This is a genomic window from Pseudomonas sp. Larv2_ips (assembly GCF_963879675.1).
Taxonomy (GTDB): Bacteria; Pseudomonadota; Gammaproteobacteria; order Pseudomonadales; family Pseudomonadaceae; genus Aquipseudomonas.
In genome coordinates this window covers 73,680-94,064 of record NZ_CAWOAW010000039.1, presented here as the reverse complement: position 1 = coordinate 94,064, position 20,385 = coordinate 73,680, and the positions used below count along the sequence as shown (strand labels likewise).

Sequence of the window (20,385 nt, the reverse complement as noted above, 5' to 3'; positions counted from 1 at the left end):
TATCTGTAGAGCTTATCCGGGTGTTGCCTGTGATGTTTCGGTAGCCCTTGCCTGTTCTCGCCCAAGCACCAGACTGCACAGCGCTGGCAGGAACAACAGCGTCAACACCGTGCCCACCAGTACCCCGCCAATCAGCACGTAAGCCAGGGACGACCAGAACACCGACAGAGTGAGCGGGATAAACGCCAGCGCCGCTGCCAACGCCGTCAAAATCACCGGCCGTGCGCGGCGCACGGTGGCTTCGATAATCGCTTCGCGAATCGCCATGCCGTGCTCCTGGTTCTGGCGGATCTGATCGGTGAAGATCAGCGTGTTGCGCATCAGGATGCCGCCAATCCCGATCAGGCCCAGAATCGCGTTGAACCCGAATGGCTGGTTAAACAGCAACAAGGTCGGCACGGCGCCGATCAAACCCAGCGGCGCGGTGGCGAAGACCATGAACATCACGCCGAACGAGCGCACCTGGAACATGATCACGGTGAGCGTCAGCAAAATCATGATCGGGAACAGTGCGGCCAGCGCGACGTTGGCCTTGGCGCTTTCTTCCACCGGGCCGCCGATGTCGATCTGGTAACCGGCAGGCAGCTTTGCGATCAGCGGTTGCAGGTCTTTGTACACGGCCATTTCCACGTCGGGCGGTTGTACGCCGTCGATGATGTCGGCGCGCACTTCCACGGTGCTCGCGCGGTTGCGGCGCTTGAGGATCGGTTCTTCCATGACCGCCTGAAAATGCCCGACCTGAGCCAGCGGCACCGAGGTGCCAGCGCTGTTGGTCAGGGTCATATTGTTGAGATTGCCGAGGTCTTCGCGCTGGTTGCCCTGGGCGCGGGCGACCACGGAGACGGTGCGATTGCCTTCGCGCACCTCGGTGATCGGGTTGCCACTGAGCAAGGCATTGAGCTGCGATTTGACCTCATTGGGCGTGAAGCCCAGCAGGCGCAGGCGGTCCTGATCAAGCACCAGGCGATAGCCGCTGGTGCGCTCGCCCCAATCGAGAAAGGCGTCTTTGGTGAGCTTGTTGGCGGCGACAATGCGACGCACCTCTTCGGACACGCCGCGCAGTACATCCACGTTTGGCCCGGACACACGAAACACCACCGGAAACGGCACGGGCGGGCCGAACAGCAATTGCGTTACACGCACACGCGCAGCCGGGAATTCACCGGCCGCTATGCGCTCACGCATGCGCAGTTTCAGCGCATCGCGGGCATGCGAGTCCGGGGTTTGCACAATCAGCTTGGCGAACGCCGGGTCGGGCAACTCGGGGTTCAGCGACAGGAAGAAGCGCGGGGCGCCGCCGCCCACATAGGTATCGACCAGGCGGGTCTGTGGCTCTTGCAGCAGGGCTTTCTCCAACTGCGCCGCCACCGCCTCGGTGCTTTTGAACGCGCTGCCGGGCGGCATGTACACCTCAAGGATCAGTTCGGAACGGTCAGAGTTGGGGAAGAACTGCTTCTTCACCACGCCCATCCCCAAGCCGCACAGCACAAAGGCCGCCACCACCAAGCCCGTCACCCACCAGCGCCTGCGCACACAGGCTTGGACCACATCACGCAGTTTCTGGTAGTAACGGCCGGCGTAGATGGCGTCGTGGCCGCCCGGCACCGGTTTGATCCGCGGCAGCAATTTGACGCCCAGGTACGGCGTGAACACCACCGCCACCAGCCACGACGAAATCAGCGCAAAGCCGACGATCCAGAAGATATTGCCGGCGTATTCCCCGGCGCCCGAGCGCGCAAAACCCACCGGCAGAAAGCCGATGATCGTCACCAGCGTGCCGGTCAGCATCGGCGCGGCGGTGGAGCTCCAGGCAAACGTGGCGGCGTGAATCCGGTCAACGCCTTCCTCGAGTTTCACTACCATCATCTCGATGGCGATAATCGCGTCGTCCACCAGCAAACCCAGGGAAATAATCAGCGCACCGAGGGTAATGCGGTCGAATTCACGCCCGGTCAGCAGCATGATCACAAACACCACGGACAAGGTCAGCGGCACTGCGGCGGCCACCACCAGGCCCACGCGAAAGCCCAGCGCCAGCAGGCTGATGACCATCACCACGGCCAGGGCGACGAAGAATTTGAGCATGAATTCATTCACGGCCAGGCTGATGTTTTTCGCCTGGTCGGAGACCTTGGCGAAGTTCACGCCCAGCGGCAGATCGGCCTGGATTTTGGCTTCCTGGGCCTTGAGGCTTTTGTCCAGCTGCAGGCCGTTCCAGTGCTTTTCCATGATCACGCCGAGCATCAGCGCCGGGTCGCCCTGATGGCGAATCCGGTAGCTGGGCGGGTCTTCATAGCCACGGCTGACGGTGGCCACATCGGCAATGCGCAGCACACGGCCGTTGACTTCCAGCGGCACGTTTTCGATCAGCGCGAGGCTGTCGAAGGCGCCGTCGATACGGATATAGGCGCGGGCGCCGGCGGTTTCGACGAATCCCGATGGCGCTACGGCGTTCTGCGCGGCGAGGGCGGCGAAGATCTGATCGGGCTTGATGCCCAGGGTTGCCAGGCGCTCGTAGGAAAACTCCACAAAGATCCGCTGGGCCTGCTCGCCGAGGATGTTGACCTTTTTCACGCCCGGCAGGTTGAGCAAGCCCTGGCGCAGTTCTTCGGCCATTTGCACTTGCTGGCGATGTGGCAAGTGCTCGGCTTCCAGTGCGTAAAGGGCGAAATACACGTCGGAATATTCATCGTTGAAGAACGGCCCGATCACGCCTTTGGGCAGTTTCGACGCTTCATCGCTGAGCTTTTTGCGGGTCTGGTAGAACAGATCCTGGATTTCACTGGGGCGCGTGGACTCTTTGTAGGTCATGCGCATCGACACAAAACCCGGCTGGGCGATGGTCTCGACGCGGTCGTAGTAGTCCAGTTCCTGCAGGCGTTTTTCCAGGCGGTCGGCGACTTGCTCCTGCATTTCCTGGGCGGTTGCGCCGGGCCAGGCGGCGGTGATGGTCATGACCTTGACGGTAAATGATGGGTCTTCGGCGCGCCCCAGTTGGCCGAACGAGAAGATGCCGGCGGCGAGGATCGCGATGATCAGAAACAGCGTGACTGCGCGGTGTTTCACCGCCAGTTCGGAGAGGTTGATGCCGCGCATGCTCAGTGGTCCTGTTGACGGTTGAGGGCCAGTGCTTGGGCGGGCAGCAGGCGCACCACGTCACCGCTGTGCAGCAGGTGCGCGCCGAGGGCGACGATTGTCTGGCCGGGTGTGAGGCCGCTGTCGAGCAGGGCATCCTCCTGGCCGAGACTGGCGACCTTGACGGGGGCGAAGCTGACGGTGTCGTCTGCGCCAATCAGCCACACGCCGGTGCCTTGCCCGGCGTCTTGCAACGCGCCGATGGGCACGCGGGTTTGCTGGGCCTGGCCGTTGCCTTGCAGGCGAACGGTGATGGTCGAGCCAAGGGCGAAACGGTCAACGGCGCCGTGCAATACGTAGCGCGCGCGGTAGGTGCGGGTGGTCGGGTCGGCGCTGGCGGACAGCTCGCGCAAGGTGGCAGTCACGGCCTGGTCCGGCGCGCCGAAGGGGAACGCCAAGGCTTTTTGTGAGGCGTGGTCGCGTTGGTTTTCGGGCAGGTTGACGATGGCTTCGCGAGCGCCGTCATGGGCCAGGCGCGCGACGATCTGCCCTTCGGCGACGACTTGGCCGCGGTCCACGCGCACATCGGTGATGATGCCGTCGCCGTCGGCCTTGAGCACCGAGTAGGCGCGGCGGTTTTCGATCTGGCTGGCGTCCGATTGCGCCGAAGCCAGCTCAGCCTCGGCGACGCGCAGGTTGGTCGCCGACTGGTCGAAAATCTGCCGCGACACGGCGCCGGTGCTGGCCAGGCGTTGGTAGCGGTTTTCATCATCGCGGCGCTGGCGCACTTGCGCCTGGGCCGCGTTCACGCGGTTCCTGGCCGAGCGCAGTGCCAGCTCGAAGTCGCCGATGTCCAGCACCAGCAGGGTGTCGCCACGGGAGACATGTTGGCCGGGGTCGACCTTGCGGTCTATGACCTTGCCACTGACCCTGAAGCCCAGGTCGCTTTCTGTGCGCGCAGCCACTACGCCGGTGTACGCGCTTTGCTGGGTGCCGGCGGCTTCGACTTTGGCCGCGAGCACGGGGCGGGGCGGCGGCACTTCGGCGGCGGTGTCGGCCTTGCTGTTGCAGCCGCCGAGGAGGATCAACAGGGCTAAAGGGGTGAGAAGACGCAGGGGAAGAGGGATCATGACGGGCTCCGGGCTAACCTGTGAATAAAAAATTATGGACATAATTTTTTACGCATATTATGGTCGAAATATAAATTAATCCAGCCCCCGGATATTCCCCATGGCAAGCGCCCCGGCCCCCTCGCAAAGCATGTTGTTTTTCCTGGTGGCCCTTACGGCGCTGGGTGAAGTGTCGACGCAATTGATCATCCCGGGCCTTGGCGCTATCGAGCAGGCGCTGGCGGCGCCAGCCGGTTCGGCGCTGATGGCGTTGTCGGCGTTTGTTGCTGCATTCGGCCTCGGGCAGTTGCTGTTCGGGCCGTTGTCGGACCGTATCGGCCGTCGTCCGGTGCTGATCGGCGGCTTGGTGCTGTATGTACTGGCGACTTTTTCGATGCTGCTGGTCAACGACATTGGCCAATTCATTGCCGCCCGCGTGTTGCAAGGCCTCGGCGCCTGCGCCGCGCTGGTGTTGGCGCGCACCGTGGTGCGTGACGTGTGGCAAGCCGAAGCCGGGCCGGCCCTGGCGCTGACCATGATCGGCATGCTTTACGCCATTGTCGTCGCGCCGATGATTGGCGGGCTGCTGATCAAGCTGCTGGGCTGGCACGCGCCGATTGTTGTGGCCCTGATCATTGGCAGTGTGGTGCTGGTGTTGGCTGTGCTGTTCTTTCGCGAGAGCAACCACTGCCTCGATCCCACGGCCGGCCATTGGCGTACCCTCGGCGGGCACTACCTGGATTTGCTCAAGGGTCGTCAATACCGGGCGTACGCCGTGGCATTGGCCTGTACCTATGGCGCGATGTTCTCGGTGATTGCGGGTTCGTCGGCGGTGTTTATCAACCTGCTGGGTTTCAGCAGCCTTGAATACGGCATTAATTTTGGCGTGATTGTGTCGATGCTGATCGTCGGTTCCACCTACACCCGGCGCAACATCATGCGCCTGGGGCCGCAGCGGATTGTGGCGATGGGCGTGACACTGGTGGCCATCGGCGGCCTATCGGCGGTGCTGATTTACGAGCTGTTCGGCCTGTCGGTGCCGGGCCTGGACATTCCGGTGGCGCTGGTGACCCTGGGCGGTGGCCTGGTGCTCCCCGGCTCGGTCACGGGCGCGGTGATGCCCAACGCTCACCGCGCGGGCCTGGCCGCTGGCCTGATGGGGTTTTCGCAGATGTTTGGTGCGACCTGCAGCGGCCTGTTGCTGAGCCATTTGCGCGATGGCAGTGCCACGCCGATGATCGTCATTGAGGCCAGCTTTGCGGTGTCGACGTTTGTCGCGTTCCACTTGTTGCGCCAACGTCCGGTCAAGGGACTGTCCTATACGTAGGACGATCAGGGCTGCTTTTGCCGGCTAGTGTTCAGAGGCCGACGGACTTAGGGTGTAGGCACTTTGGAGGTACACCATGAAAAAAATCATCGGCATCTACACCAGCCCCCGTGCCCATTGGGTCGGTGACGGCTTTCCGGTGCGCACGCTGTTTTCCTACGACGCGATGGGCAAGCACATCAGCCCATTCCTGTTGCTGGACCACGCCGGCCCGGCCGATTTCACCCCCACCGAACAACGTCGCGGTGTAGGCCAGCACCCGCATCGCGGCTTTGAAACCGTGACCATCGTGTATGACGGCGAAGTCGAGCACCGTGATTCCACCGGCGCCGGTGGCACGATCGGACCCGGCGATGTGCAGTGGATGACCGCCGCGCGAGGCATCATTCATGAAGAATTCCATTCCGAAGCCTTTGCCCGCAGCGGCGGGGCGCTGGAAATGGTGCAGCTGTGGGTCAACTTGCCGGCCAAGGACAAAATGGCCGACGCCGGTTACCAGACCCTCGTCGACGGCGATATTCCGGTGCTGCCGTTGGCCAACGACGCCGGGCAATTGCGCCTGATTGCCGGTGAATTTTCCGGTACTCAAGGGCCGGCGCGTACGTTCACGCCGATAGACGTGTGGGACTTGCGGCTGAACGCCGGTAAAGCGGTCACGCTGGACCTGCACGCCGGGCGCAATACTGCGCTGGTGATCCTGCGTGGCACCGTGCTGGTCAATGGCGAGGAAGTGGCACGCCACGGGCAACTGGCGTTGTTCGAGCGCGACGGCGAGCACATCACCCTTGAGGCCAACGACGACGCCAAGGTGCTGCTGCTCAGCGGTGAACCGATCGATGAACCCATCGTCGGCCACGGCCCGTTCGTGATGAACACCGAGCAGGAAATTCATCAGGCGTTTGCTGACTACCAGTCCGGTCGTTTCGGACAGATGCAGGCTTGACGGTCGAGCGCAAACCCCTGTGGGAGCTGGCTTGCCTGCGATAGCATCACCTCGGAGCCACTGATACACCGAGGTGTCGGTATCGCCGGCAAGCCAGCGCCCACATTTTGTTTTCCAGCATTCCCGATTCATGCGATCTTCTGAGCATTCGCCCTGGAGTCGCCTGGATGCCCTCATTTATCGCTGATCACCCGATGTTGTGCGCCGTGGCGCTGATCTTTATCGACATTGCCGTGTGGCGGCTTATTTCCGTCAACCTCGCCAACTGGAAGCTGGCGGCGCGGTTGGCGATCTTTGCCGTGTACAGCGCCGTGCTGTTCAACGACGGCATGAACCCCATGCAGCTCGCACCGTACACCGACAACACCGCCTTGCACCTGTCGGCTACTGCTTTGCAGATCGGCTGGTGGCTGTTCGCCGCACGAACCCTGACGGTATTGCTCGGTGCGGTGATGATGCAACGGGTCGGCCATGGTGGGCGCTTGCTGCAGGATTTGATGGGCGCGGTGATCTTCCTGATCGCGATCATCGCCGCCATGGCCTACGTGCTCGACCTGCCGGTCAAGGGCGTGCTCGCCACCTCCGGCGCGGTGGCGATCATTGTCGGCCTGGCGTTGCAAAGCACTTTGAGCGACGTGTTTTCCGGGATCGTGCTCAACACCACCAAGCCGTATCAGCTGGATGACTGGATCTCCATCGACGGCACCGAAGGCCGCGTCACCGATATCGACTGGCGTGCCACGCGCCTGCAGACTTCCCAGGGCAGCATGGCGGTGATCCCCAATTCTCTGGCGGCCAAGGCCAAGATCATCAACTTCTCACGCCCCGCCGACATGTTCGGCCTGGCCGTCAGCCTGCAAGTCAGCCCGCATGCGCGTCCGCAAATCGTGATTGAGGCGCTCGAGCGCGCCATGCAAGGGTGCCGGCCGCTGCTGGCCAACCCCGCGCCGAGCGTGGCATTCAAGACCTCCGCCAGTGGCGGCGTCGAGTATGAAATCAGCGGCTTTGTGCCAGCCATGACCCTCAAGCGTGAAGTGCGTAACCAGCTTTACGATTTGGCTTTCAGGCACCTGCAGGCGGCGGGTGTGGGGTTGCTGTCCGCCACCGAAAGCGGCGCGCCGCCAGCGCTGTCCGGCGCACGCGCATTGCTGGAGCGCTCGTCGATTTTCTCCACGCTGCGCCAGGAGGAGAAAGACACCTTCAGCCAGAACATGACGCTGCACACTTACCGTGCTGGCGAAATGATCCTGCCGGCGGGGGAGGTCAGCGATCATTTGTTTATCGTCGAGTCCGGTGTGGTCTCGGTGATGCTGATCAAGGGCGGTCACAAATTCGAAGCCGGGCGCATGGGGCCGGGTGAAGTGATTGGCGAGGCGGGGATTCTGTCCGACCAGGCGGCGCTGGCGGACTTTTCCGCCAAGACCTTCTGCACCCTGTACCGCATCGAGAAGGAATACCTCAAACCCTGCCTGGACGCGCGGCATGACATCAGCGAAGCGATGAAGGCGCTGCTGGATTTTCGCGTGCACGCAGCGCAGGCCATGACCCAGGAAGCGCCGGTGGTGCCAGTCAAAAAAGGCTTTTTGCAGTGGTTGCGCAGTCGCGGGTTGTAAGCGCTCAGGGCGCCATCGCGACGCGGTAGCGCTGGTCAAAATCATCCGCCAACTGCGCCAGCGTTACATCGCCCAAGCGCGCCATCAATAGCGCCTGCGCCTGGTCGAATGCGTCCGTGAGGGCCGCGTTTACGGCCTGTTCCACCAGGCATTGCGGGTGGTCGGTGGACAGGCCAATGGCGAAAATCGACGGCGTGCCCAGCGCGTTGTGAATATCCAGCAAGGTGATGTCGCTCAAGGGTTTGCCCAGCGTCCAGCCGCCCTGATGGCCTTTTTCCGAGCGCACATAGCCCTTTTCCTTGAGCAACCCCAGGGTGCGTCGCACCACCACCGGGTTGGTGCCTAGCATCTGCGCGATGGTTTCCGAGGTGGCGCGCTCTTCATGGCGGCCCATATGGATCAGCACATGCAGCATGCGCGAGAGGCGGGTGTCGTTTCTCATCAAATAATCCCCAGTCGAGTCGGCGCAAAGTATCGTTTGTAACCTGAAAAGTTGCGAGACGCTTGACGCGGTATTTTTACGTAACTTATGGTGTGTCGTGAAAGCGCACGGATAACCGTGCGCGCAACACACGAGGTCACGTTCATGGTGCACGACGTCATTATTGTGGGCGGCAGCTATGCCGGCCTGTCTGCAGGCCTGCAGTTGGCGCGGGCGCGGCGCAAGGTGTTGATGATCGATGCCGGTCAGCGGCGCAATCGCTTTGCCGCCACCTCCCATGGTTTTCTCGGTCAGGACGGCCAGTCACCCAACGTCATCGCCGCCGAGGGTCGCAGCCAACTGATGGAGTATCCGACGGTAACCTGGGTGCAGGACAGCGTGATCACGGCCGTCGTGCAGCAGGGCGGTTTCAGTGTGCGCACCCAGTGCAATGGCGAGTTCAAGGCCAGACGCCTGATCCTCGCCACCGGTGTGGTCGACGAATTACCCGCCATCGAAGGCCTGCAGGAACGCTGGGGCACACGCGTGTTTCATTGCCCTTACTGCCACGGCTATGAACTCGACCAAGGCCGCATCGGCGTATTGGCCACCTCCGCGCTGGCGATGCATCACTCGCTGATGCTGCCCGACTGGGGCACCACCACCTTGTTCACCAATGGCGTGTTCACGCCGGATGCCGAACAGCAGGCGCAGTTGGATCGACGGGGAGTTTCAGTGGAAAGCACAGCCGTCACGCGCATCAGTGGCGAACGCGCCGACCTGGAATTGGCAGATGGCCGCGTCATTGCGCTGGACGGTGTCTTCACCCTGTCGCGCACCCGCATCAGCCCGTTGGCTGCGCAATTGGGGTGTGAATTGGCCGACGGCCCCACGGGCGCCTATGTGCACACCCATGAAACGCGCCAGACCTCCGTGACCGGTATTTTTGCCTGTGGCGATACCTCGCTTGCCGCCGGCTCCGTGGCGCTGGCGGTGGGCGAGGGCGTGCGCGCCGGGGTGGGCGCGCACTTTTCGTTGATCAACGGGTGAGGTAGACCGGGCTGGCGGTGGACAACGAAGCTTTCACCGCGTGGGTCATGTCAGTGATCAATGCTTCTTCACGGTCTTCGCTCAGGGCTTGCAAGGTGATCGCGACCACTTCCTGGGGCGTGCTTTTCGGTGCCTGGACATCGGCCACCATGTCGGTGTCGATATAGGCCGGGTGCACGCCGATCACCAGAGTATTTTGCTCGCGCAGTTCACCGCGCAGGCCGTTGGTCAGGCCCCACTGGGCGGATTTCGACGTGCTGTAGCCGCCGGAGCCGGGCGGGCTCAGCCAGCTCAATACCGAGAGGATATTGATCAGCGCGCCGCCGCCTTGCTTGGCCAGGATTGGCGCAAATGCGCGGCTCAGGCGCAGGGTGCCGAAGGTGTTCACTTCAAAGTGCTGCTGCAGGTTCTCGACACTGTCGTCGGCGAGCAACGAGCCGTACTTCAGAAAGCCCGCGTTGTTGATCAACACGCTGACGTCAGTGCACTGCTCGGCGGCGCGCTGCACGCTGGCCGGGTCGGTGATGTCCAGGGCAATCGGCGTGCTGCCGGGAATGTTCACGCTGGCCGGGTCGCGCGCCGCTGCATACACCTTGGCCGCGCCCGCTGCCAACAGCGCGGTCACAAAGGCTTTGCCCAGGCCGCGGTTGGCGCCGGTGACCAACACCACTTTTCCACGAATATCCATGATCAGCTCCCGCGATAAATTAGGTTTAATAATGAAACCGTTTTTATCCTGAGCCTGTTGGTCCTATAATGCAACCGAATATTTCTGATTGCTGGAGGCCCGACGATGAAACGCAAATGCCTGGAGGGCGACGGCTGCCCGGTCGCCCGTGCGTTGGATGTGGTGGGGGATTGGTGGACGCTGTTGATCATCCGAGACGCGTTTGCCGGGGTGACACGCTTCGGCGATTTTCAGAAACACCTGGGCGTAGCGAAAAACATCCTCGCCACCCGCCTTAAAGACATGGTCGAGCAAGGTCTGCTGCACACCAGTGAGGTCGGCGCGCGCAATGAATACCAACTGACCGACAAGGGCCGCGCGCTGATGCCGGTGCTGGTCACGCTGGCTCAATGGGGCGAGGCGCACACTGAGCCTGAGCATGTCAGTGCGCGCGTGCTGGATGCGCGTTCGCTCAAGCCACTGCGCAAGGTCGAGATCGTGTCTGAGGATGGCCGGGTGCTGGGCCTGGAAGACATCGTTACGCAAGCGCCGGTGGCTTGATGCGGCGTAGCCGCTGGACTTTACAAGAACGCTTCCCAGTGGTGAGCGGGTTAACGCCCCGTCCGGTGTACGGAGGTCTTCCTTGAGAGGAGACACGCCATAATCACCGACTTTGAAAGCAAGACCAGCTCCCAGGGGCTGACCTTCAAGCTGTACCGCGGCGAGGGCGCTGCGCTGCTGGCGTTCGACCTCGCGCAAGACCTGGCGCCGCCCGCCTTCGTGGGCTTCAGCATCGAAGTGCGCTGCCCCGGCGCCAACCAATGGGGCGCAGGTCAAGCGCCTGCATTTTTCCAGCCAGCAGCACAACAAAGTGCTGATTGTGCGGCGCGCGGGCAAGGCCATACGTGTGCTCGGCGGCTCCACCAGTTTCGCCCTGCGCGGCCTGTATATTCAGGCCAACAACGTGCTGCTGTTCGACGATGAAAACGTGGCCGGCAAGTGTGCCGGGGTATTCGACGCCTACCGGACCGCGCCCGCGACCTTGCGCAAGCATCCGCTTTCACCGCAGTGCTGGGAGGTGCGCGATCAGCCCGGCTCAAAAGTCTCACTGTGCTTTACGCCCCACGCCGACGGCGCGCTGTCCCTGAACCCTATCGCCACCAGCATCGGGCAAACCAGCAGTTCGGTGTTGTATTCCATCGTGTTCCTCAGCCAGATCAACGGCAAACTGCGTGTCGCCCAAGATCGCCGTGGTGCATGCCATCGAGGCGTTGCGCCTATTCGATCACTTCCACTTTCGCGTCAATGCCGGCCAGCCCGGCGCGCTGCACGCCTTGCGCCTGGCCAAACCGCCGGCTGCGGGGAGAAACCCTGGTTCGATGCCTGCCATCGCCCCGGCCATGTGAAGGCGCGGGACCGGGAATTGTTCGTGAAGTAGCCAGGTTCAGCCGTCCACCAGTTGCTGAAACAGCGGCGTCAGCAAGTCGATCAACACCTGCGGGTCGGCCTTGGCCAGCACCGACAGTTCGAGCATCTGGCGCATCACTTGAAAGCCTGACACCAGCGCCATCACCAGCGCTGCGCGCTCTTCGCGATGCGCGCCCTGGAGCGCGGCGGCCATGGTCGCCTGGTGGCCTTTTTCGACGTGCTCGCGGCCAATCGCCGTCGCGCGCTTGCTCAACGCCGAGTGCAGCATGATCAGGAAGCCATCCAGCGGCGTGCTGCCCGCTTCGGTGATGCTGACCAACGCGGTGGCGAGGGTGCGGCCGAGGGTTGCCGCGCTGAGGTTGCCTTGCGTCAGGGCGCGCGGGCTGGCCAGCGCCTCGGCGATCACCTCGGCAAACAGCTGCTCCTTGGAAACGAAGTAGCGGTTGACCAGCATTACGGTCACCCCCGCGCCTGCGGCGATTTCTCCCAGCCCGGTGTCATCGTAGCCTGATCGGGAAAACGCCTTGCGCGCAGACGACACGATGGCTTCGCGGGTGACGGCGGCATCGCGCCGGCGAGGAATGGGGTTGGGCATTGGCGTCCTGACGTGGCTGGGAACTGTGGGCGCGCAACCGGTGCGCGCCGACAGGGTACAGGGTCTATTTGCTGTCGAGGAAGTCCAACAGTGCGGCATTGAACAACGCCGGGTCTTGCAGGAAGGCGAAGTGGCTGGTGTTCGGCAGAATCAGCAGGCCGGCACCCGGAATGGTCGCGGCGATGTACTCAGTGTGTTCGCGCTTGATCGCTTCGTCATGGTCGCCATCCACCACCAGAATCGGGGTCTTGATGCTCGCCAGTTGCGCGTCGGTCCAGTTCGGTTGGCTGGCCCACATATGGCTGATCTGCTCGACAAACGCGTCGTACTCTTTGGGCGTCGGCGACAGCTTGGCGTACTCCTTGCCAGCGCGTTCGATGAAGGCGGCGAAGGTCGGGTTTTTCTCGACAGCGTCTTTGACGCCGGACGTCTGGGTGTTGGCGGCGAAGGCGAACACTTTGCCGATGCGGTCCGGGTGGCGCAGCGCCAGGTCAATGCCGATGATCGCGCCGTCGCTCCAGCCGACGATATCGGCACGCGGGATTTTCAGGCTGTCGAGCACGGCCACTACATCATCCGCCATCAAGTCGTAGCCGTAGGGTTTGTCATCCCGCGAACTGCGCCCGTGGCCACGGCTGTCGATACTGATCACCGTGTGCTTGGCCGCCAGGGCCTTGACCTGGTTGCCCCAGTAATCCGAATTGGACAAGCCACCGTGCAGCAACACCACCGGCGAGCCGTGGCCGGTGCGTGTGTAATAGACCTTGATGCCATTGACGGCGGCGTAACCGGTTTTGGCACCGGCCACCGGTGCTGGGGTGGGCGGCAGGGTTTCCCAGCGTTCGGCAGCGTGGACCGCAGAGAAAGACAGCATCAGGCAGGCAACTGCCAGCAGGCGACGTGACATGGCGATTCCTTTTTTGCAGTGAGAAGGCGCTGAACTCTAGCATTGGCCTCGGTGTTGAAAATATGCATTTTTGTCTATCGAAACTCACCGAATGAGAGAAAAAAATGCAGTTATATCAATGGAATAAAACCGTCTAAGTGCTCAGGGTGATTTTCTTCAATACCACGCACGTTCAGCGCTTTACCGTGGTGCCATCTTCGCTTGACACAACAAAAAGGAATCGCAATGAGCTTGATCCTCTCCATGGCCGCCTTCGCCCTGGCCACCTCCATCACACCGGGCCCCGTCAACGTGGTCGCGCTCAGCGCCGGCGCGCGCTTCGGCTTTGCCGCCAGCCAGAAACACGTGTTTGGCGCCGCCGTCGGCTTCACCTTACTGCTGGTGCTGATCGGCCTGGGCCTGCATGAAGTGTTGGTGCGCTGGCCGATCCTGACCCAGTTGATCCAGTGGGGCGGTGTCGCGTTTTTGCTGTACATGGCCTGGAAGCTGGCGGTGGACGATGGCCGGCTCGACGCTGATGGCACCGCCACCGCGCCGTCGATGCTTTACGGCGCGATCATGCAATGGCTCAACCCCAAAGCCTGGCTGGCCTGTGTGGCAGGGATGGGGTTGTTTGTGGCGGACGGCGATGCGGGCCAAGTGTGGCTGTTTGCGGCGCTCTACCTGGTGATCTGCTACCTGTCGGTGGCGTGCTGGGCATACGCCGGGACGTTCTTGCGACGCTATCTGAGCAACCCGCAAGGCGTACGCCTGTTCAACCGCTCAATGGCCGCGTTGCTGGTGGCCAGTGTGGGTTATTTGCTGATGGCTTGAGCAAGTCGCGGTATTGCCCCGGCGTAGCGGCGAAATGCTGTTTGAACGCGCGCTGAAAATGCGCCTGGTCGGCAAACCCTGCCGCCAGCGCCACGTCAGCGATCAACTCGCCGTTGCGCAATTGCGTTCGGGCAAACTGGATACGCCGGTTGACCAGAAAGGCATGCGGCGTCAGCCCGTAATACTGTTTGAACGCACGGATCAGATACGACGGCGACAGCTCGGCCGCCAGGCAAATCTCCTCGAGCTTCAACGCCTCGGTGCAGTGCGCGCGGATGTACTCGGCGGCCCGCTCCAGCTTGTGGTTGACCTCCCGCACTGGCGTCAACGAAGGGTTTAAACGCTGTTGCACCTCGGTGAAAAAACTCACCAGCGCGCTCTGTTTTTGCAGCAGTTCGGCGTGCTCATCCAGCAGCATTGCGTACAGCTCGATCAAACCGTTGAACAGCACCGGATCGCGGGTGTAAGGCGTGTTGAACGGCCGATAACCCTGATCGGTACTGAATCCCAGCTGGTATTGCAGGTCGGTCAGCCAAGGCGTGTCGAGGTAAATCATGTGATACGACCAAGGCTGGTCGTAGATCGGATTGCACGCATGCACATCGCCGGGGTTCATCAACACCACCGTGCCGGCGCTGATCTCAAACGTCTGCGCGCCGTAGTGGTAATAACTGCGCCCGGTGGTGATCGCACCGATGGAAAAATGCTCGTGGGCGTGACGGGTATAAGTGACCTTGCGCCCATCGGCGATGGTCCGCGCTTCGATGAACGGCAAACGCTCATCACGCCAGAAGCGCGGCGCTTGTGCGGGGTCAGCGGAGGTGTTCAGCGACATGGCGGTGGCTCCATCCCTTGAGGAACGAAGGGCGATCATTACACAGACCGCCAGGGCCGTCAGCAACACTGAGCTCTACACGCAGCCGTCGGCATCGCGAGTGTGTTGGTAGGTGTAGCCGGCTGGCAGGTGCCAGCCGTCGAGTACTCCACCCGACAGTTCAGCCTCAAAACCCTTGTGCGCAAAATGGGAGCGGCTTGCGGGTGGAATACGCCGGCCAAGGTCCATTTATGCTAAAAACCCTGCTCACGCCGTTTTCAGCCCTAGAGCCGCACATGACATCGTCTTCGTCCATCCAGATTCGCGCCGCCAGCCCCCAGGATGCCTTATGCATCGGCGTGCTGGGCATGCAGGTATTTCTCGACACCTACGCTACCCAAGGCATTCGCAGCGCCATCGCCACCGAAGCGCTGCAAGCCTTTGCGCCGGCTACCATCTCGCGGCTGATGACCGAACCCGGCAGCGCTCTGGTGGTGGCAGAAACCAACGGCCACCTCATCGGTTTTGCTCAAATCAAACTGCGCGCCGGGCACGCAATGCTTCCATCCTCCAACGTTGCCGAGCTACAACGCCTGTACATCCAGGAGCGCTTTACCGGCCGGGGTATCGGCTACCAACTGCTGCAAGCGGCCGAGCAACACGCAGCGCTGGCCGGGGCTTCACTGTTGTGGGCCACGGTGTGGGTCGGCAATGAACGGGCACTGGGTTTTTACCCGCGCCGCGGCTACGAACTGCTGGGCTCGCCGACCTATACGTTCCAGGGCGAAACCCACGAGAACCGGTTGTTTGGCAAAACCCTGAGCGCCGGCGGGTGAATGATGAGCGAGGATGGAGCAGCCTTTGGTCTAACCGTCGCCTACCTCAGGTGCGCCTTGGACGTCGGCGTTATCGATGTGGCCGCGGTCATTCAATGGGCGGATGCGACACTGGCGACACTGCAGCATCCTCCCTCTCCCTATGCGCTGATAGAACTCGCGCTCATGAGCAGGTCGAGTCGCGAGGAGGTCATGTGGCAGCTATTGCAAGTCGCCACGCCGGCCATGGTCGAAGACGAAATGCTGCCTTATGTGCTGTCGGTTGCGCACAGCCGACTTCTTGGCGACCCCACCTTCGGGCGACGCCTGGCCGAGGGCATCTACCGTCTATGGGCCCGGTCAGGCTACGACTTACCCGGCACCCTGCAGGCGTGCGGGTATTTTGATGATGCGTACAGCCTGGCGGATAGCGGGGTGCATGGGCATGCCGAAGTCATCGACCGCGAGCTATTCGAATTCACGCAACACTTTGCCGGCCTCGACTGGCAAACCCTCAAAGCGCCTTAGACAAAAACACCCGGCTGCTGCCCGCAGGCAAGCACGGCACCTCACCAAACCGCACCCACCCCTGCTTCTGGTAAAACGCCGGTGCCTGAAAACTGAGGGTATACAGCACCGCGCTCAAGCAACCCCGGCGCCGGGCTTCGTCTTCGAAGGCTTGCAGCAATTGGCTGCCCAGGCCCGAGCCGCGCAGGGCATCGGGCAAGTGAAACAGGTCGAGGAAGGCCATGCCCAAAGAGGTTTTGCCGGTGATGCCGCCGAGGATCTGCCGAGTGCCCGGATCCCTGACCAGCACCGTCAGTGGCTGGCGGTCGTTGGCACCGGTGATGGCTTCATTGAACGCGGCGAGACCGTTGCCGAGCAGGCGCTCGGCGTCGGGGTTGGGTTGGTCGCTGATTTCAACAAGTGGCGGTTGCATCGTGCTGAGCTCCAGTGGGCGCGCCTGCCAATGAACACTTAGCTGGGCTTTTAGGCGTTTTTTTTATCTGCTTGATGGCCGGGGCCGCTGCCTGAGTTGCTCGCTTGGGGACGCGAATGGCGTTACTACTTTGGGTGAGTACGCAGTAAACCGAATCTTGCGGCCAATCCTGGCGTTGCTTGGTAATCAGGCTGGTTGGACACAACAACAGCACGTCGCCGAACGAAAATAACGGGAAGGCCGACACCACGGGTTGGCCGCGCCGCTTTTCGACACCGCCCCAGACCGTCCGATCAAAGTCTTCCTTGGCATAGGTTTTCGTCAGCATGAAATTGGCTGGTTCAGGGTCTCGAACTTTCATGACTAGCGCTGCCGAGTAAACAATTGCAGCAGGGCTTCCCGGCGACATGATAATAACGATCAAGCCGATGCCCACTGTTGCTATTACGCTAAACGCGATGCGATTGAACAGATCAGCTTTACTGACATAGAAAATGATTACAGGCAGTAAGGCGACGCAGGCGGCGAACATTGAGATCGTCATCAACCGATTCACAGCCTCTGGCGTGTCTTTCCCGATATACGCCTTGATGATCAGAAGCGTGGGGAATACGGCGGATATCACTGTGCTGGCGAGCAGCAGCGTGACCATCAGCATGAACCAGAACCGTATCGGCCAGCTCGTTGAATTGCCCGGCCCGGCGTTGTCTGCGCAGGTGCAAACCGCATTCCTGAACGAGGGCATTAACAACGTCCAAAACAGGGCGAAGAGCAGCCACGCCAATGCCCAAATACCTTTCCAACAATTACTCAGCAGCGGCTCTTGGAAATTCAGCCATAGAAAACCGAGAATACCCACCAGCGCAGGCACCAAAATGACGCCAGTTAGCTTGGGCTGCAGGGGCGGGGCGTCATTGAACATAGATACCGTAAGCCCGAATAACACCGTCGTCGACAACAGGATCAGCATGTACGCGGCGAGCATTCCTATGACAGTGGCAAGCCAGGGGACCAAGGCTGATTTTGCCTCCAATGCAGCCGCGATTAAGTCGGGGCGCCCAACCGCAGTCGCGTAGGTCGATAGCGTATAAAACCCCAACAGCGCGCCAAGCCCGGTAAAGATAACGCTGAGCGGTGCCCAGAACGTCAGCATGCGCTTGAGATTCTTTTTAAGAGCTTGTTGAAAGGTGAGCGGTCTTGCGCTGGTCACGTGGAGGTTCCTTCCCCGGGTCAAAAATACGGGTTGCTGAGAGTGGTTGAGTCTTTTGTTCGGGATTGACGTTCGGCCCAAGGGTCGCGTCGAGAGAGCGGATAAGTAAGGGGCTGATCCGAGTTAATTCGGCGAGCCCAATGAGACGCTGGGTGAGGTATATGGCGGCAATTATAAAGCCATCACCATCTCATGCCACGCCATCCCGCCATGGTCAGAAGGCGAAGGCTGCACATAGCTGTAACCCATGCGCGTGTACAACGGCACATGCTGCTCCTTGCACATCAAGTGAATCGTCTGCTTGCCCATGGCCTGCATGCGTTGCACAAACTCGGTCATCAACCGCTTGGAATAGCCCTTGCCCTGCTGCGCCGGGTCAACCACCACCGACATGATCACCACATTCGGCGCCTCGGCCGAATGCCCCACCAACTCCTTGAACGCCTCGTCCGACATCACCACCTGATGGGCGCAGCCAGAGTTGATAAAACCCACCATCTCGCCATCCGCCTCCAGAATCAAAAAGCCTTCGGGGTACTGCGCAATGCGCGTAGCGATTTTCTCCAGGGTCGCGGCCTCATCGCCTTCGTAAGCGCTGATTTCGATTTCAAAGCAGCGCGCGGCATCGGCGGGGAGGGCGTTACGGAAGGTGAGGGCGGGCATGGGTATTTCCTGGGACGTTAAGCGAAAGGCCACATCATAAAGAAACATCAAGGGCCTGACACGGATTGTGGCGAGCGGGCTTGTTGCAGTACGCCGGCCCATTCAATGCCGCGCGCGGGCTTTTTGTGGCGAGCGGGCTTTACCCGCGTTGGGCTGCGAAGCAGCCCCAGTCAAAACAAACGCGGTACGCCAGGCAAATTTTAGTGGCTGTTTCTGGGGCTGCTGCGCAACCCAACGCGGGGCAAGCCCGCTCACCACAAAAAAGGTGGGCTTGAACCGACCGCCGAAAGCCAGAAAACCCGCCGAAGCGGGTTTTCTCACAACTCACCTTTCATCAAGCCACAGCAGGCACATCAAACCCCCGTTTCTCAATCACAGAAAAATATCCGCGACATCCTGAGCGAGAATAGGGGTCAGACCACGTTTTCAATAATGGTAGTCCGACCCCTATTTCCGCTCTAGTGCTATGAGACGAATTGTTCTCATCAATTTAATATGCATGGGAAAAATTTACGGGTGTTCTGGTTGCCCTGAGAGCCTAACGCCGCCATAAGTTGCGAAAAAGGCTTGGCTAAAATTAGCGACGAAGGAGCGCAAGCCAAGCTTTTGCGTCCGCTCTTGATGGCTTTGTTATATTCAAAATCTCGAAAATCATCTATTAGAAAAATTCTGAATTATTACTGCATCAGACTTGTGATCATTAGTGTCGATTGAGTAGCAAAAGCTTATTGATTGATCTGCACTGAACTCTTGGTATAAAGTAGGTCTTAGAAGTCTAGTTTTATTGTCATTGAACGGTGTTCTTGCTCGCCCATCTTGATTTCTCCTAACACCATAACAGTAGCGCTTTTTAGGATCTTGGCTATCACTCTTTGATAGAGATGCAATCATTGCTTCCTCAATCCGTGGTGGTTTACCTAAAGTTATTTGAGTTGGAATAAATTGAGCAAAGTATTCATTAAACTGGCTCAATATATCTCCAAGGTTTTCACCATACTCTATATTAAAAAACTCTCTCAATAGTTTCGGTTCAATAAGAAAACCATTTGCGTTAACAGCTGAAATCAGTCGTTCATTAATATTTTGACTCTTTAATATCTCTATTTTTAGCAGGGCGTATTTCGGCTTTATTTCTCCTTTCTCGTACAATTTTGCTAAGACGATGTAGTCAAGGCCTTTGTAATTCAAAGGGAAACCTTCTATAGCCCAACCGTTTGCAATCATGTCCGCTTTTAACAACTTGAAGCTTTCAAATACACTCATCTTTTTACTCTTATTGATCAGTCATGCCTATTGTATTGAATAGAATGCAACTATTGGGAGGCACGAGCCCTATGGAATATAACGGTTGAGTTGGTCGACGGCTTTATGATTGCATATTAGTGACTTCTTCATAACAATACCTCGCCCGGTCAATTCGGTACTTAAATTCTCTCTATAAAACAATTGGTTATGTTGTTGCTGTTGCATACAACCTGTATTCGTTTAACTTTTTCTTTTTGTGCAATCAAAAATACAGCATGAATGCGATATAGACAAGACACGCCTGCGAGAGCAGTTTCGTAACGTTATTGGGGTGAATCACTACAGCATTCCCACCGAGAAGACCTACTGGTACTGGATACGCTATTTCCCGCGCTACCACCGGATGCGCCACCCTCTGGAGATGGGACCAGCGGGGTTAGCGAGTTTCTTACATGGCTGGCCCTCAGTCTTCACCCGTTTCATCTTGGAGCTGGGAGCAAGGAGCTATTGAATAGTACCTTGCTTCCAAACGGCTTCAAGTCATCCGTAAACGTCCACTCTCGGCCAACAGCGGACAAAAGCAGCCGGGTTCAAGTGAGCTCAAAACCGGAGCGATCCACTTGGTCTAAAGTTTGAGTTCAACCCCATATAACTATTCACGGTAGGACTATGGCAGAAGAAACGGCGGAGACGAATAAAACGGGGTCAGACCCCCTTTAACACTATGCCTATCAACATAGTGGTCTGATC

Annotated in this window: 21 protein-coding genes; 10 read left to right on the top strand and 11 right to left on the bottom strand. The window is 59.9% G+C overall.

Going from position 1 to position 20,385, the window contains the following annotated elements; all coding sequences use genetic code 11:
- Positions 1-12: 12 nt before the first annotated feature.
- Both AACV02_RS29935 and AACV02_RS29930 read right to left on the bottom strand, forming a co-directional pair.
- The gene (locus AACV02_RS29935; RefSeq protein WP_119735424.1) at positions 13-3,096 is read right to left on the bottom strand and encodes an efflux RND transporter permease subunit; all 3,084 of its coding nucleotides are present in this window, start codon (positions 3,094-3,096) and stop codon (positions 13-15) included.
- A 2-nt stretch (positions 3,097-3,098) separates the two neighbouring features.
- A complete protein-coding gene (locus tag AACV02_RS29930) occupies positions 3,099-4,205 on the bottom strand; it encodes an efflux RND transporter periplasmic adaptor subunit (RefSeq protein WP_119735423.1) in 1,107 nt (368 codons plus the stop codon).
- Positions 4,206-4,305: 100 nt separating this feature from the next.
- Here AACV02_RS29930 and AACV02_RS29925 point away from each other — a divergent pair, with 100 nt between their 5' ends.
- The 3 genes from AACV02_RS29925 to AACV02_RS29915 all read left to right on the top strand — a co-directional run bounded on the left by AACV02_RS29925 (position 4,306) and on the right by AACV02_RS29915 (position 8,067).
- Entirely contained in the window at positions 4,306-5,511 is a 1,206-nt protein-coding gene (locus AACV02_RS29925) for a multidrug effflux MFS transporter (protein WP_119735422.1), read from the top strand.
- Between the two features lie 76 nt (positions 5,512-5,587).
- Positions 5,588-6,454 carry a pirin family protein gene (locus AACV02_RS29920; RefSeq protein WP_119735421.1) on the top strand — a complete coding sequence of 289 codons (867 nt, stop codon included), beginning with the start codon at positions 5,588-5,590 and terminating at the stop codon, positions 6,452-6,454.
- Positions 6,455-6,621: 167 nt separating this feature from the next.
- Complete coding sequence (locus AACV02_RS29915) at positions 6,622-8,067, top strand: mechanosensitive ion channel family protein (RefSeq protein ID WP_119735420.1); 1,446 nt, start codon at positions 6,622-6,624, stop codon at positions 8,065-8,067.
- A gap of 4 nt (positions 8,068-8,071) precedes the next feature.
- Here AACV02_RS29915 and AACV02_RS29910 read toward each other — a convergent pair whose 3' ends face one another.
- Positions 8,072-8,509, bottom strand: a complete 438-nt coding sequence (locus tag AACV02_RS29910) for an Rrf2 family transcriptional regulator (protein WP_119735419.1) — start codon at positions 8,507-8,509, stop codon at positions 8,072-8,074.
- A gap of 144 nt (positions 8,510-8,653) precedes the next feature.
- On the opposite strand from AACV02_RS29910, the gene AACV02_RS29905 reads away from it, so the two are divergent.
- A complete protein-coding gene (locus AACV02_RS29905; protein ID WP_119735418.1) occupies positions 8,654-9,538 on the top strand; it encodes an NAD(P)/FAD-dependent oxidoreductase in 885 nt (294 codons plus the stop codon).
- Here the strand turns inward: AACV02_RS29905 and AACV02_RS29900 are convergent.
- The gene (locus AACV02_RS29900) at positions 9,528-10,226 is read right to left on the bottom strand and encodes an SDR family oxidoreductase (protein WP_119735417.1); all 699 of its coding nucleotides are present in this window, start codon (positions 10,224-10,226) and stop codon (positions 9,528-9,530) included. The genes AACV02_RS29905 and AACV02_RS29900 overlap by 11 nt on opposite strands.
- 105 nt (positions 10,227-10,331) lie before the next feature.
- On the opposite strand from AACV02_RS29900, the gene AACV02_RS29895 reads away from it, so the two are divergent.
- Together AACV02_RS29895 and AACV02_RS29890 are read left to right on the top strand one after the other, a co-directional pair.
- Entirely contained in the window at positions 10,332-10,766 is a 435-nt protein-coding gene (locus tag AACV02_RS29895) for a winged helix-turn-helix transcriptional regulator (RefSeq protein ID WP_106580186.1), read from the top strand.
- 310 nt (positions 10,767-11,076) lie between these two features.
- Positions 11,077-11,643, top strand: coding sequence for a hypothetical protein (locus tag AACV02_RS29890; protein WP_119735416.1), 567 nt, complete (start codon positions 11,077-11,079; stop codon positions 11,641-11,643).
- Between the two features lie 6 nt (positions 11,644-11,649).
- On the opposite strand, the gene AACV02_RS29885 is transcribed toward AACV02_RS29890, so the two are convergent.
- Both AACV02_RS29885 and AACV02_RS29880 read right to left on the bottom strand, forming a co-directional pair.
- Entirely contained in the window at positions 11,650-12,228 is a 579-nt protein-coding gene (locus tag AACV02_RS29885) for a TetR/AcrR family transcriptional regulator (protein ID WP_256680185.1), read from the bottom strand.
- A gap of 64 nt (positions 12,229-12,292) precedes the next feature.
- Positions 12,293-13,135 carry an alpha/beta fold hydrolase gene (locus AACV02_RS29880; protein ID WP_119735414.1) on the bottom strand — a complete coding sequence of 281 codons (843 nt, stop codon included), beginning with the start codon at positions 13,133-13,135 and terminating at the stop codon, positions 12,293-12,295.
- Between the two features lie 225 nt (positions 13,136-13,360).
- Between AACV02_RS29880 and AACV02_RS29875 the strand changes: the two genes are divergently transcribed.
- Positions 13,361-13,948 carry a LysE family translocator gene (locus AACV02_RS29875; protein WP_106580182.1) on the top strand — a complete coding sequence of 196 codons (588 nt, stop codon included), beginning with the start codon at positions 13,361-13,363 and terminating at the stop codon, positions 13,946-13,948.
- Here the strand turns inward: AACV02_RS29875 and AACV02_RS29870 are convergent.
- Positions 13,890-14,783 carry an AraC family transcriptional regulator gene (locus AACV02_RS29870; protein ID WP_119735413.1) on the bottom strand — a complete coding sequence of 298 codons (894 nt, stop codon included), beginning with the start codon at positions 14,781-14,783 and terminating at the stop codon, positions 13,890-13,892. The two genes, AACV02_RS29875 and AACV02_RS29870, sit on opposite strands and share 59 nt — an antisense overlap.
- Positions 14,784-15,058: 275 nt before the next feature.
- Here AACV02_RS29870 and AACV02_RS29865 point away from each other — a divergent pair, with 275 nt between their 5' ends.
- Positions 15,059-15,598, top strand: coding sequence for a GNAT family N-acetyltransferase (locus tag AACV02_RS29865; protein ID WP_256680183.1), 540 nt, complete (start codon positions 15,059-15,061; stop codon positions 15,596-15,598).
- A 192-nt stretch (positions 15,599-15,790) separates the two neighbouring features.
- A complete protein-coding gene (locus AACV02_RS29860) occupies positions 15,791-16,105 on the top strand; it encodes a hypothetical protein (RefSeq protein ID WP_250212342.1) in 315 nt (104 codons plus the stop codon).
- On the opposite strand, the gene AACV02_RS29855 is transcribed toward AACV02_RS29860, so the two are convergent.
- The 4 genes from AACV02_RS29855 to AACV02_RS29840 form a co-directional block, all read right to left on the bottom strand.
- The gene (locus tag AACV02_RS29855) at positions 16,092-16,517 is read right to left on the bottom strand and encodes a GNAT family N-acetyltransferase (RefSeq protein WP_106580209.1); all 426 of its coding nucleotides are present in this window, start codon (positions 16,515-16,517) and stop codon (positions 16,092-16,094) included. The two genes, AACV02_RS29860 and AACV02_RS29855, sit on opposite strands and share 14 nt — an antisense overlap.
- Positions 16,498-17,727: a hypothetical protein gene (locus AACV02_RS29850; protein WP_119735411.1), complete on the bottom strand. Its 1,230-nt coding sequence runs from the start codon at positions 17,725-17,727 to the stop codon at positions 16,498-16,500. Before AACV02_RS29850 ends, AACV02_RS29855 begins: the two co-directional genes overlap by 20 nt.
- A 171-nt stretch (positions 17,728-17,898) precedes the next feature.
- Positions 17,899-18,390 (bottom strand): GNAT family N-acetyltransferase, encoded by a 492-nt coding sequence (locus tag AACV02_RS29845; protein ID WP_106580178.1) that lies wholly within the window; start codon positions 18,388-18,390, stop codon positions 17,899-17,901.
- Between the two features lie 651 nt (positions 18,391-19,041).
- Positions 19,042-19,653, bottom strand: a complete 612-nt coding sequence (locus AACV02_RS29840; RefSeq protein WP_119735410.1) for a DUF6037 family protein — start codon at positions 19,651-19,653, stop codon at positions 19,042-19,044.
- Between the two features lie 238 nt (positions 19,654-19,891).
- Between AACV02_RS29840 and AACV02_RS29835 the strand changes: the two genes are divergently transcribed.
- A complete protein-coding gene (locus AACV02_RS29835; protein ID WP_305955845.1) occupies positions 19,892-20,146 on the top strand; it encodes a phage integrase N-terminal SAM-like domain-containing protein in 255 nt (84 codons plus the stop codon).
- Positions 20,147-20,385 lie beyond the last annotated feature (239 nt).